Below are 12,600 nucleotides of genomic sequence, written 5' to 3' on the forward strand. Positions count from 1 at the left end.
GTTCCCGGCCGATCGGCCGGGGGTACTAAGCCTTTGATTTGACACGCTCGCTTACGCCGGACCGGCGTTCACTTCGGCGGCGAGCGATCCAGGGAGGCGCAGATGGCCGAGACCACCCCACAGACCGCCCCGGACGGCTTCAATCCCGAGCAGAAGCGCTATCTCGAAGGGTTCGCCTCCGGCGTGGCCGCGGCCCGCCTCACCGGCGGCCTCGCGATCGGGCAGGGCCCGCCGGCGCCGGCCGAGCCCACCGGGCCGGACGCGATCCACCTCAAGGCGCAGGACAAGACCGTCAAGGACGGCGGCAAGCTCTGCGAGCAAGAGAAGTGGAAGCGCGCCGAGCACCCGTTCGACGGCCATAACCGGCTGATCTCGGACGCCGCCGCCGGCAAGCCGCCCAAGCCCGAGGACAATTTCCGCTGGCGCTACCACGGCCTGTTCTGGGTGGCGCCGAACCAGGTGAGCTACATGGCGCGCCTGCGGATCCCCAACGGCATCCTGCACCACTGGCAGTTCGCAGGCGTCGCCGACCTCGCCGACCGGCACGGCGGCGGCTACGTCCACGTGACGACCCGGGCCAACCTCCAGGTCCGCGAGATCGGCCCCGAACACGCCCAGCCGTTCCTCGACGGGCTGGTGGATATCGGCCTGACCGCCCGCGGCTCGGGCGCCGACAACATCCGCAACGTCACCGGCTCGTCGACCGCCGGCATCGACACCCAGGAGCTGCTGGATACGCGCCCGCTGGCGAAATCCTGGAACAACTGGATCATCAACGACCGCTCGCTCTACGGCCTGCCGCGCAAGTTCAACGTCGCCTTCGACGGCGGCGGCGTCATGCCGACCCTGGAGGAGACCAACGACATCGGCTTCCAGGCGATCGAGGTGCTGGACGGGGCCGCGGTGGCGGCGGGCGTCTACATGCGCCTCGTGCTCGGCGGCATCTCCGGCCACCGGGACCTCGCCCGCGACACCGGCATCGTGCTCAAGCCCGAAGACTGCAATGTGGTCGCGGACGCGATCATCCGGGTGTTCATCGAGAACGGCGACCGGACCAACCGCAACAAGAGCCGGATGAAGTACGTCCTCGACGCCTGGGGCTTCGACGCGTACCTCGCCGCCGTCGAGGAGAAGCTCGGCCGCAAGCTCGACCGGGTCGATCCGGCCCACGTGGCGCCGCGCCGGCCCACCGACCGGTTCGCCCATGTCGGCGTCCACGCCCAGAAGCAGCCCGGCCTCAACTGGATCGGCGTGGTCCTGCCGGTCGGCAAGATGACCAGCGACGAGGTCCGGGCGCTGGCCGAGATCGCCCGCGACTGCGGCGACGGCCAGATCCGCCTCACCGTCTGGCAGAATTTCATCTTTTCCGGGGTCCCGGACGCGCGGGTGGCGGAGGTCGAGAGCCGTATCCTCGAACTCGGCCTGACCATCAAAGCGGCCGGCATCCGCTCGGGTCTCGTCGCCTGCACCGGTGCCCGGGGCTGCAAGTTCGCCGCCTCCGACACCAAGGGTCACGCGCTGATCATCGCCGACCACGTCGAGCGCACCGTGACGGAGCTCGACGTGCCGGTGAACGTCCACCTCACCGGCTGCCATCATTCCTGCGCCCAGCACTACATCGGCGACATCGGGCTGATCGGCGCCAAGGTGGTCGTCTCGGAGGAGGGAGACACCGTCGAGGGCTACGACATCGTGGTCGGCGGCGGCTTCGCCGAGAACCCGAAGATCGGCACCGAGATCTGGAAGGCCGTGAAGGCCGAGGACGCGCCGTTCCGGGTCGAGGCGCTGCTGCGCACCTATCTGGCCCGCCGGCAGGGCCCGGACGAGAGCTTCCAATCCTTCACCGCCCGCACCGGCGCCGAAGCCCTGCGGGACGCCGCCGAGGAACAGCCCGCCCTGAAGGCCGCCGCATGACCCAGCACGTCTCGCCCCCCCTCGTCCTGATCCCCGAGACCGCCCCGTTCGACGCCGACCAGCGCTCGTGGCTCTCCGGCTACTTCGCCGCCCTGCTCGGCCCCGCCGTGACGGGATCCACAGCCCTAGCGCCGGGCGAGGCCCCCGCCGCCGGCCCCAAGCTGGCCGACAACGACGACGCGCCCTGGCACGACCCCTCCGTGCCGATCGGCGACCGGATGGCGATGGCCAAGGACCGGCCCGAGCCGCAGAAGCTCATGGCCGCCATGGCCCAGCAGGATTGCGGCCAGTGCGGCTACAACTGCGCCGACTACGCCAACGCGATCTTCCTGAAGAACGAGGAGCGCCTGAATCTTTGCCAGCCCGGCGGCAAGGAGACCCTGCGCATGCTCAAGAAGCTGGACGAGGAATTCGGCACCGCAGGCGGCGCGCCCGTGACCCCGATGGCCGAGGGCGACACACCGAAGCAAACGGCCGATCTCGGCCCCCTGGGCTTCTGCCGCGAGAACCCGGTCGAGGCGCTGTTCCTGTCCCGCCGCCGACTCAACGAGCCGGGCGGCGAGAAGGAGACCTGGCACATCGAGATCGGCCTGGACGGCACGCCGATCACCTACGAGGCCGGCGATTCGCTCGGCCTGTTCCCGGCCAACGCCCCGGCGCTGGTGGACGCGGTGATCGCCGAACTCGGCGCCCGGCCCGAGCGAATGATCGGGACCCAGACCCTGCGCGACCACCTGCTCAAGGACTACGCGCTCGGCGCCGCGCCGGACAACCTCTACCAGCTGCTGTCGCTGCTCACCTCGGGAGCGGCGCGCAAGAAGGCGCAGGCGCTGGCCTCGGGCGAGGACCCGGACGGGGACGCCGCCTATCTCGATGTGCTCGGCGCCCTGCACAAGTTCCCCGGCGCCCGGCCCGACGCGGAGGTCTTCTTGGAAGCTTTGGACGAGCTTCAACCGAGGCTCTACTCGATCTCGTCCTCGCCCAAGATGGATGCCGGCCGCGTCTCGCTGACCGTCGATGCGGTGCGCTACAACCACCGCTCCCGGCTGCGGCTCGGCGTGGCCTCGACCCATCTCGGCGAGCGCCTGCCCGAGCAGACCAAGGTGAAGATCTACCTCCAGAAGGCCCACGGCTTCGCCCTGCCGGCGGACCTGTCCAAGGACGTGATCATGTGCGGCCCCGGCACTGGCATCGCGCCGTTCCGGTCGTTCCTGCGCGAGCGCGCCGCCACCAACGCCCCCGGCCGCAACTGGCTGTTCTACGGCCACCAGCGCCAAGCCACGGACTTCTTCTACAAGGACGAGCTCAACACGCTGAAGGACGACAAGGTGCTCAACCGCCTGTCGCTCGCCTGGTCCCGGGACGGCAGCGAGAAGACCTACGTCCAGGACCGGATGCGCGAGAACGGCGCCGACCTGTGGAAGTGGCTCGAAGGCGGCGCGCATTTCTACGTCTGCGGCGATGCCAAGCGCATGGCCAAGGACGTGGAGCGGGCGATCATCGACGTGGCGGCGCAGTTCGGGGGCAAGAGCCCCGAGGACGCGGTGGCGTATCTCGGCGCACTCAAGAAGGCTGGCCGCTACCAGGCCGACGTGTACTGAGCCCGTGAAACCCTCCCCCCTCTGCGGGGGAGGGAATAGGCGGCCCGCCCCTTGCGGCCGCCGTCGAACACAGAAGTTTCGAGGATTCAGCCATGACCCTGTCCGTGGCAGACCCGGCGGTGCGGACAACCTGCCCCTATTGCGGTGTCGGGTGCGGCGTTCTCGCGACCCCGGACGGGAACGGCGGCGCGGCGATCGCGGGCGATTCCGAGCACCCGGCCAATTTCGGCCGGCTCTGCTCGAAGGGCTCGGCACTCGGCGAGACCCTGTCGCTGGAGAACCGCCTGCTCCACCCGCAGGTCGATGGCGTCCAGGCCTCGTGGGACGCGGCGCTGTCGACCGTGTCGGAAAAACTGCGCGCGGTGGCCGAGGCGCAAGGTCCGGAATCGATCGCGTTCTACCTCTCGGGGCAGCTTCTCACCGAGGATTACTACGTCGCCAACAAGCTGGCGAAGGGCTTCATCGGCACGCCGCATGTCGACACCAATTCGCGGCTCTGCATGTCGAGCGCGGTGGCGGCCCATCGCCGCGCCTTCGGCTCGGACACCGTACCGGGCTGCTACGAGGACTTGGACGAGGCCGACCTGATCGTCATGGTCGGGTCCAACGCCGCCTGGTGCCACCCGGTGCTGTTCCGCCGCATGGCCGACGCCAAGGCCCGTCGGGGCACCAAGTTCGTGGTGATCGACCCGCGCCGGACCCAGACCGGCCAGGAGGCCGACCTGTTCCTCGGGATCCGGCCCGGCAGCGACGTGGCGCTGTTCTCGGGGCTGCTCGTGCACCTTTCGGATAACGGCTTCCGCGACCGGGCCTTCGTGGAGGCCCACACCGCCGGGCTCGATGCCGCCCTGGATCGCGCCCGCCTCATCGCGCCGGACGTGGCGACGGTCGCCGCCGCGACGGGGGTACCGCTCGCCGACATCGCCGCCTTCTACGACCTGTTCGCGGGCACCCGCCGGGTGGTCACCGCCTTCTCGCAGGGTGTGAACCAGTCGGCCCAGGGGACCGACAAGGGCAACAGCATCATCAACTGCCACCTGATCACCGGCCGCATCGGCGAGACCGGGATGGGGCCGTTCTCGCTCACCGGCCAGCCCAACGCCATGGGCGGCCGCGAGGTCGGGGGTCTGGCCAACATGCTGGCCGCCCACATGCACTTCGCCCCCGAGGAGGTGGACCGGGTTCGCCGGTTCTGGGGTGCGCCCCGGATCGTCACCGGCGAGGGCATGAAGGCGGTGGCCCTGTTCGAGGCGATCTGCCGGGGCAGGATCAAGGCCCTGTGGGTGATGGGCACCAACCCGCTGGTCTCGATGCCGCGGGCCGACGTGATCCGCGACGCCCTCGACGGGCTCGACCTCTACGTCGTCTCCGAGGTGATGGCCGATTCCGACACGGTGCGGGGTCTCGGCAAGACTACGGTGCTGCTGCCCGCGCTCGCCTGGGGCGAGAAGGACGGCACGGTCACCAATTCCGAACGGCGGATCTCCCGGCAGCGCCGGTTCCTGGCGCCCCCAGGCGAGGCGCGGGCCGACTGGGCGGTGCTGTCCGACATCGGCCGCCGGCTCGGCCACGGCCGGGCCTTCGCGTTCGACTCCGCGGCGGCGGTGTTCCGCGAGCATGCCGGGCTCTCGGCCTACGAGAACAACGGCACCCGCGACTTCGATCTCGGCGCGCTCACCGACATCGGCGACGCCGCCTACGAGAGCGCCTTGCCGGTGCAATGGCCGATCCCGAAGCGATCCGGCCCGCGGGGCGCGCCGCAGGGCAAGGCCCGGCTGTTCGGCGACGGGCGGTTCTACACCTTCGACCGGCGCGCCCGCTTCGTGGCGGTGCAGCCACCGGGCCTGGCGCAGGCGGTCTCGGAGGCGTTCCCGTTCGTGCTCAACACCGGCCGGGTGCGCGACCACTGGCACACGATGACCCGCACCGGGAAAAGCCAGCGCCTCTCGGCGCACCGTGCCGTGCCGTTCGTCGAGGTGCATCCGGACGACGCGGCCGGCCTCGGCCTCACCGAGGGCGGCATCGCCCGCCTGTGGACCGAGCACGGCGAAGCCGAATTGGAGGTGATGGTCACGGACACGGTGGTACCGGGCTGCCTGTTCATGCCGATGCACTGGGGCAGCGCCCACGCGTCGAAGGCCCGGGTCGGGGGCCTGGTCCGCGGCGTGCCGGACCCGGTCTCGGGCCAGCCCGAGTTGAAGGCGACGCCTGCCGCCATCGCGCCCGTCGCCTACCGGGCTCGGGGCTTCCTGCTGTCGCGCCGTCAGGTGGCGCTGCCGGAGGGCTGGTGGTGGGCACGGGCGGCGATCACCGGCGGATGGGGCGTACAATTCGCCACCGCGGCCAGTTCCAGCGCCGTGGCGCTGATGGTCCGCGGGCTGATCCAGAGCGAGGCGCTCGCCGGCTACGAACTCGCCGAATACGCCGACCATGCCCGCGACCGCTACCGCTGCGCCGTCTACGACGGTGCGCGGCTGGTCGCGTGCCTCGCCTATGCCCCCGCGGAGGCCCGCCCGGACTGGGAAACGGCCAAGGCCCTGTTCGCCATCGAGGCCCCCGAGGCGGCCGAGCGCCGTGCCCTGCTCTCGGGCCGTGCCGCCACCGCGCCGGCCGGCCCGGTGGTCTGCGCCTGCCATGGGGTCGGTGCCGACGTGATCGCCGCGACCATCGCGGCGGGGGCCGGATCCGTCGCGGCGGTGGGCGCGGCCTGCAAGGCGGGCACGAATTGCGGCTCCTGCATCCCCGAGATCCGCAAGATGCTCCCCGGCCAGACTGCCCGCGCCGCATGATTCTTTGATATATGCCCAATCGAGAACGGATCGGCCCGTCCCGCCAGCCCCTCTCATCCTGAGATGCGGGCGCGGAGCGGCAGCGGCGACGCGGCACCTCAGGATGAGGTTGTCGGTTGGGATGACCGGCACGATGTAGGCTCAGGATAGATTCGTGACCGACACCCCAAGCCTCCTGCGCGCGGCCCGCGCACCCCGCGAGACCCAATCCGCCGGCCTGGAGCCGCTGGCGGTGCTGCCGGTGTTCGTGCCCCTGCGTGGCAAGCGGGTGGTGCTCGCCGGATCCTCGGGCGGGGCGCCTTGGAAAGTGAAGGTCCTGGCCGCCGCAGGCGCCCATGTCGACGTCTACGCGCCGCAGCCCAGCGACGAGCTCCGTGCGGTGCCGGACGAGATCGTCGACGGCAGCGTGGCCCTTCACGAGCGCGCCTGGACACCCGACGACCTCTGGGGGGCCGCCTTCTGCATCGGCGCCATGGAGGACGAGGCCGACTGCGTCGCCTTCGTAGTCGCGGCCCGCGGCGCCGGCGCGATCGTCAACGCGGTGGACCGGCCGCACCTGTGCGACGTCAAGTTCGGCGCCATCGTCAACCGCTCGCCCCTGGTCGTCGGCATCTCCACGGAGGGCGCGGCGCCGGTCTTCGGCCAGACCGTGCGCGCCCGGATCGAGGCGATGCTGCCGCGCGGGTTCAGTCGCTGGGTCGGGGCCGCCCGCGACTGGCGGGACGGCGTCACCGCCCGGTTCCACGGGTTCAGTGAGCGACGCAGCTTTTGGGAACGCTTCACCGATCGCGCCTTCGCGGAGCCGGACCGCGCTCCGACGCAACAGGACCTCGCCGAGCTGCTGGGGGAGACTGAGGCGGCGCCGAAGGGCGGCGCGGTGAGCCTCGTCGGCGCCGGTCCGGGCGACGCGGAGCTGCTCACGCTCAAGGCCCTGCGGGCGCTGCGCAACGCCGACGTGATCCTGTACGACGACCTCGTCGCCCCCGAGATCCTGGACTATGCCCGCCGGGAGGCGCGGACCATGCTGGTCGGCAAGACCGGTCACGGCCCGTCCTGCCGCCAGGACGACATCAACGCGCTGATGGTTCAGCTGGCCCGCACCGGCAAGCAGGTGGTGCGGCTGAAATCCGGCGATCCGCTGGTGTTCGGCCGGGCCGGCGAGGAGATCGATGCCTGCCGGGCTGCGGGCATTCCCGTCACCGTGGTGCCGGGCATCTCGGCCGCGCAGGGGGCCGCGGCCGCGCTGGGCCTGTCGCTGACCCACCGCGACGCTGCCCGCCGTCTGCAATTCGTCACCGGCCACGACCGCCGCGGCGCCCTGCCGGACGACCTGAACTGGGGTGCCCTCGCCGATCCGAGCGTCACCACGGTGGTCTACATGCCCAAGCGCACGCTCCGGGCGCTGCTGGCCCGGGCCGTGGACGAGGGGCTGGCGCCCGCGACCCCGGCGCTCCTCGTCTTCAACGTCAGCCGCCAGAACCAGGCCTCGCTGCGCGGCACCGCCGCCGACCTTGCCGACCGGGTCGAGGCTGCGGGCCTCGACGGGCCTGCGCTGCTGATGGTCGGCGAGGCCTTTTCGGAGACGCGGGCGGCGGTGGCCCCCGAGACGGTGCCGGAGCGTTTGGCGATCTGAGGCCGAGACGGATCGGTCCTGGGTCGAAAGTCGGTACTGATCCTGGCATCGCGTTACGCCCCGAGGAATGAAATCTCTCGACGATCGCGATGCGAGCCGTGCTGGCGAACCGGGCTTTGAGCGTGTCGGATCTGGAGGAGGGTCCGGCCGGTGTGTCGAGCGCAGCGCAGGGCGAGCGGGTCGCGATCCTCAACCCCAATCGGGTCATGGCCTAAAAGGCCCCTCCGGCCGCCTGCGAAGCCAGGATGGAGCGGATCGACGCGCCTCCGGGCACCGCTTGGTCTACCGAGTCAGCGATGCGGCGATCACCGTGACCGTGGTCGCCGTGAGGAAGCGCGGTGGGGATGAGGCGTACCGGACCGCTCGGAACCGTTGAGCGCCGTCGATGCCGCCGGCGGTTTCCGATGGGCTGAAGCGGCGAGTGGCTCAGGTCTCGCCGGCCACGAACGCCCGCATCAGGTAGTTGGCGATCGCCATGGGCGGCGGGGACTGGATGCCCTCGGGATGGGTGCCGGCCAGCATGGCGGCGACCGCGGCGCGGTCGAACCAGCGGGCGTCCTCCAATTCGCTCGGATCGGTGACGATGTCGCCGTCGAGGGCCTCGGCGGCGCAGCCCAGCATCAGCGAGGACGGGAACGGCCAGGGCTGCGAGGTCCGGTAGGTGACCGCGCCGACCCGGATCCGCGTCTCCTCGAACACCTCCCGGCGCACCGCGTCCTCGATGGTCTCGCCGGGCTCCAGGAAGCCGGCGAGGCAGGAATACATGTGCGGGCGGAAATGTGGGCCGCGCCCGAGCAGGCAGGTCTCGCCCCGGCGCACCAGCATGATCACCACCGGGTCGACCCGGGGGAAATGGTGGGCGTTGCAGGACGGACATTCCCGGCGGAAGCCCCCGGCCTTCGCCACGGTGGCCGTGCCGCAATTGGCGCAGAAGCCGTGCCGGGCGTGCCAATCGAGCATCGACTTGGCCACCGCCAGCAGGCCCAGCTCCTCGGCCTCGACGGCGTTTTCGGTCGCGATGGCGCGCAGGTCTAGGGTACGGGTCTCGCCGGCGGCAAAACCCTCCGCGGCCTCGGCCGGTGCCGACGCGGCGAAGACCGGCCTTCCGTCCCGATGGCCCAGGAAGATGCGCGTGCCGGACGGGTCCGGCGCTTCGGCCGGGGTGATCAGCGCGGTCGCCCCGCGCAGCACGATCCGGTCGCCGCAGATCAGGACGAGGCGCGCGTCCGGCGCGTCGAACGGAGGCACCGCCTCCTCGGGCTGCTCGGCCGAGTGCCGGTCGAGGCGGTTGCGGACGAAGCCGAGGGTGTCGCGGGGATCGGTCATTCGGGTTCAGGCCGCGGAGAACAGGGTGCCAGCGCGCTCGATCAGCTGGGCGCGGGCATGGAACGGGTAGGGCTTCCGGGTCTCGAAGCCCCAGACCGGCCCGGGCCAGGCCGGGTCGGATCGGAACCGGCCGATGACGTGGACGTGGAGCTGCGCCACGACATTGCCCAACGCCCCGACATTGACCTTGTCGGGCTTCGACAGCGCCTGCATCACCCCGGTGGCGATGCGGATCTCCCGCCACAGTGCCCCGGCATCGGCCTCGGACAAATCTGTGATCTCGGAGACGTCGGGGCGGCGCGGGACCAGGATCAGCCAGGGGAACCGGGCATCGTCCATCAGCAGGACGCGGCAGAGGGTCAGGTCGCCCACCTCGACGGTGTCGGCAGAGAGGCGCGGATCGAGGAGGAAGGCGGACTCGGTCATGGCACGACGGTGTAGCGCAGCCTGCGCGCCGGCGCGCGCCTCGGATGCGCGGAGCGATGACGCAACCGGCGCAAAGCTTCGGTCAGAACGAAGGCACGGCGCCCTGCCGGCCCACCGCGATCGTGCCGACATCGAGGGCGCCGTCCGGCCCGGACCGGGCGAAGATCGTGGTGGCCGCGCCGGGCTCCAGCAGGGCCTTCTCGCCGGGCGCCATCGCGGTGACCGGGGTCCCGGCGGGAACCGAGAAGCTGGCCTGACCGCCGCCGAAGCCCAGGGTCAGGCCGAGCGGACGTCCGCCACGCAGGTCCGAGACCCAGCCAGCCGTGAACGTCGCTCCCGGCTCGGTATCCCAGGTCTGGCTGCCCGCCTCGAAGCCGCGCTCGGAAGGCGAGTACACGGTCACGGCCGTCGCCCGCCGCGGCTCGACCTCGGAGCCGGCGAGCACGCTGACGTAGCTCTCGGGCTTGATGTTGCGCACGGCCGCCTCGGTCACCGCGAAGACCCGGGTCCGCGGGTTCATCCGCAGGGTCAGGGTGCTGCCGCCGGCGCGGCGGATCTGCAGGCGGTCGGCCTCGGCCCACACGATGGTACCGCGGAACCGGACGGTGCTCGGCTGCGCCCGGACGGCGGTCGCCGTCACGGCCATCAGAAGGGCTGCGAGGAGGAAGCGGGTTCGCGATTTCGTCACGGGGATCCTGGTCCGGCTGCGGGGGCCGAACGCCAGGGGCGGACGACGGTTCCAGTCGCGGTCAATGCGCCATCAGCACCGGCATGTCGGCATGGGCCAGCACGTGGCTCGTGACACCTCCGAAGATCATCTGGCGCAGGCGGCTCTGGGTGTAGGCGCCCTTGATCAGGAGGTCGCAGTCGAACGCCTTGGCTTCGGCCAGGAAGGTCTCGCCCGGCGCGCGCCGGCCGGACGGAAGGGAGCGATGCGAGGCGGCCACGCCCTCGCAGGCCAGCGCCTGGGCGAGGTCCTGGGCGCTCGGCCCCGGGACCATGCCGCCCTCGACGCTGAGCACCAGCACCCGCTCGGCCCGTCGCAGGAACGGCATCGCGAAGGCCACCGCCCGGGCGGTCTCGGTAGAGCCGTTCCAGGCGATCAGGATCGCTTCTCCAAGCGACGTCGGGGCGACCGGCGGCGCCAGCAGGATCGGCCGGCCGCCCTCGAACAGCGCAGTCTCGAAGGTGGTCATCCGCGGGGCGTTGTCGGTGGTCCCCGGGCGTCCGACCACGGTGGCCGAGAACAGCCGGGCGTATTGGCCGAGGAACGCGTCGCCGGTGGGCACGTCCTGCCGCCAGCGGTAGCGCGGCCCGGCATCCGCCACCTTCTCGGGGATGCACAGGCCGTCGCGGGCGTGCCGCGGGATCCCGGCCGCGTCCATGAAGGCGACGAAGCGGCCGCCGGCCTCCTCGGCCTCGGCGCGGTCGGCCTCCTCGTCGCGCAGCCAGGTCATGCCGCCCACCATGTCGACGGGGACGTACTCGGCGAGCGCAGGGCGCAGGGATACGCCCTCGATCAGGCTGCCGAAGCGCGACGCCGCGAGCCGCGTCGTCTCGAACACGGAGGTCAGGCCGTCGTGCATCGCGACGGGTACGAGCAAAGTCTTCATCGCGGCATCCTCCTCCGGTGCGCGAGGCTAATCCGCCCGAGGCCCGGTGGGAACCGGGGCCGGGACGGGGCGCACACGGTTTTGCGCGGCGCCGGGATCCAGGTGGTCGCGCGCCCAGCGGCTCAGCGGCCGCTCGACGAACCGGTGGACCAGCAGGGCAGCCGCGACGCTGCCGGCGAGCATCACAACGACGCTGCCCCAGGGGTGCAGGACCGGGGCGAGGCCGAGCCGCAGCAGCGCCTCGCGCCCGAGGCGCAGCGCGAAGGGGTGGACGAGGTACAGCGCGTAGGAGGCGTTCCCCAGGATCACGAGCCCCCGCGTCAAGGCGGGCAGGGCCGCGACCTGAGCGGCATCCCGCGCCGGCCCGAGGGCGGCGGTCACCAGGAGGGCGGATGGCAGGCCGACGAGCAGGGGGCGGAGGACCCCGTCGGCGGACCCGTCGTCGCCGAGCAGGCGGGCGGCCAGGGCTAGACCCAGGAGACCCATCACCCCGAGCCCGAGACGCACCCCGGATCCAGGCCGAAGACCCTCCCGATGGGCGAGGGCGAGCCCAGCCCCGACCAGGAATTCCAGCACGATCGGGTTCGCCCAGAACCGGACCGGCACCGGCAAGGCGGGCACGAGCGCACCCACGGACACCAGCAGCACCAGCGCAAGGGCGAGCCAGGCCACGGCGCCGCGCCGGCCGAAGCCCAGCCCCAGGGCGAAGAGGCCGTAGAAGAACACCTCGTAATTGAGGGTCCAGCCAAGGCCGTAGAGGGGCTGGATGGTGCCGTCCGGCCGGGCCGCCGGCCAGAACAGGAATCCGGCCAGGATCGTGCCCGGCTCTCTGACGAGGGCCGCGGCCTCGCCCAGCCAGTCGGGGCGCGCGATGGCGAGGGCCAGGACGATCAGGCTCACCAGCCAGTACAGGGGGACGACCCGGGCGACCCGGTGCGCCAGGAAGCGGGCGCGTCCGCCCGGCGCCCCGAACAGCCGGCCGCTCGCATGGACGATGACGAAACCAGAGATCACGAAGAACAGGTCGACCCCGCCCCACCATGGCAGGAGCGTCCCGGGATCGAGGGTCGGGCCGGCGCCGCGGGCAGCCATCATCCCGGACTCGTGGCGCGCGTGATGCCAGACCACCATGAGCGCAGCAGCGGCGCGCAGGATCTGGATTCCGAACAGGGTCACGGAGCCTTCAACACAAATGGAGTTCCTCTAATCCCGGGCTCTCAGTAAAAAACGGCAGGAACCATAAGTCGATAGCCCCGTTGTCGAACTAATTCGCGAACGTGTCGCCGTACCGTTTCGGC

Annotated in this window: 10 protein-coding genes; 5 read left to right on the forward strand and 5 right to left on the reverse strand. The window is 71.4% G+C overall.

Going from position 1 to position 12,600, the window contains the following annotated elements:
• The first annotated feature begins 102 nt into the window (after positions 1–102).
• The 5 genes from ACYQPG_RS13460 (at position 103) to ACYQPG_RS13480 (ending at position 8,152) form a co-directional block, all read left to right on the forward strand.
• Positions 103–1,914 carry a NirA family protein gene (locus tag ACYQPG_RS13460; protein WP_419829626.1) on the forward strand — a complete coding sequence of 604 codons (1,812 nt, stop codon included), beginning with the start codon at positions 103–105 and terminating at the stop codon, positions 1,912–1,914.
• Positions 1,911–3,515 (forward strand): sulfite reductase subunit alpha, encoded by a 1,605-nt coding sequence (locus tag ACYQPG_RS13465; RefSeq protein WP_419829627.1) that lies wholly within the window; start codon positions 1,911–1,913, stop codon positions 3,513–3,515. The genes ACYQPG_RS13460 and ACYQPG_RS13465 overlap by 4 nt, the downstream gene beginning before the upstream one ends.
• Before the next feature lie 92 nt (positions 3,516–3,607).
• Positions 3,608–6,304: a molybdopterin-dependent oxidoreductase gene (locus ACYQPG_RS13470; protein WP_461231128.1), complete on the forward strand. Its 2,697-nt coding sequence runs from the start codon at positions 3,608–3,610 to the stop codon at positions 6,302–6,304.
• Between the two features lie 154 nt (positions 6,305–6,458).
• Entirely contained in the window at positions 6,459–7,937 is a 1,479-nt protein-coding gene (cysG, locus tag ACYQPG_RS13475) for a siroheme synthase CysG (RefSeq protein ID WP_419829629.1), read from the forward strand.
• 89 nt (positions 7,938–8,026) lie between these two features.
• Complete coding sequence (locus ACYQPG_RS13480; protein ID WP_281407045.1) at positions 8,027–8,152, forward strand: hypothetical protein; 126 nt, start codon at positions 8,027–8,029, stop codon at positions 8,150–8,152.
• A gap of 211 nt (positions 8,153–8,363) precedes the next feature.
• On the opposite strand, the gene nudC is transcribed toward ACYQPG_RS13480, so the two are convergent.
• The 5 genes from nudC to ACYQPG_RS13505 form a co-directional block, all read right to left on the reverse strand.
• Complete coding sequence (gene nudC, locus ACYQPG_RS13485) at positions 8,364–9,263, reverse strand: NAD(+) diphosphatase (RefSeq protein WP_147909554.1); 900 nt, start codon at positions 9,261–9,263, stop codon at positions 8,364–8,366.
• A gap of 6 nt (positions 9,264–9,269) precedes the next feature.
• Positions 9,270–9,689, reverse strand: a complete 420-nt coding sequence (locus ACYQPG_RS13490) for an HIT domain-containing protein (RefSeq protein WP_147909553.1) — start codon at positions 9,687–9,689, stop codon at positions 9,270–9,272.
• An 82-nt stretch (positions 9,690–9,771) separates the two neighbouring features.
• Positions 9,772–10,377 (reverse strand): hypothetical protein, encoded by a 606-nt coding sequence (locus tag ACYQPG_RS13495; protein ID WP_461231129.1) that lies wholly within the window; start codon positions 10,375–10,377, stop codon positions 9,772–9,774.
• A 61-nt stretch (positions 10,378–10,438) separates the two neighbouring features.
• Positions 10,439–11,302: a universal stress protein gene (locus tag ACYQPG_RS13500; protein ID WP_147909551.1), complete on the reverse strand. Its 864-nt coding sequence runs from the start codon at positions 11,300–11,302 to the stop codon at positions 10,439–10,441.
• A 27-nt stretch (positions 11,303–11,329) separates the two neighbouring features.
• Positions 11,330–12,478 carry an acyltransferase family protein gene (locus ACYQPG_RS13505; RefSeq protein ID WP_461231130.1) on the reverse strand — a complete coding sequence of 383 codons (1,149 nt, stop codon included), beginning with the start codon at positions 12,476–12,478 and terminating at the stop codon, positions 11,330–11,332.
• Between the last annotated feature and the right edge of the window lie 122 nt (positions 12,479–12,600).

The organism is Methylobacterium sp. CM6246, from assembly GCF_054818005.1.

Coding starts and splice junctions, on each gene's coding strand:
- ACYQPG_RS13460 (WP_419829626.1), top strand. CDS start 103: ATGGCCGAGACCACCCCACAGACCGCCCCGGACGGCTTCAATCCCGAG.
- ACYQPG_RS13465 (WP_419829627.1), top strand. CDS start 1,911: ATGACCCAGCACGTCTCGCCCCCCCTCGTCCTGATCCCCGAGACCGCC.
- ACYQPG_RS13470 (WP_461231128.1), top strand. CDS start 3,608: ATGACCCTGTCCGTGGCAGACCCGGCGGTGCGGACAACCTGCCCCTAT.
- ACYQPG_RS13480 (WP_281407045.1), top strand. CDS start 8,027: ATGCGAGCCGTGCTGGCGAACCGGGCTTTGAGCGTGTCGGATCTGGAG.
- nudC (WP_147909554.1), bottom strand. CDS start 9,263: ATGACCGATCCCCGCGACACCCTCGGCTTCGTCCGCAACCGCCTCGAC.
- ACYQPG_RS13490 (WP_147909553.1), bottom strand. CDS start 9,689: ATGACCGAGTCCGCCTTCCTCCTCGATCCGCGCCTCTCTGCCGACACC.
- ACYQPG_RS13500 (WP_147909551.1), bottom strand. CDS start 11,302: ATGAAGACTTTGCTCGTACCCGTCGCGATGCACGACGGCCTGACCTCC.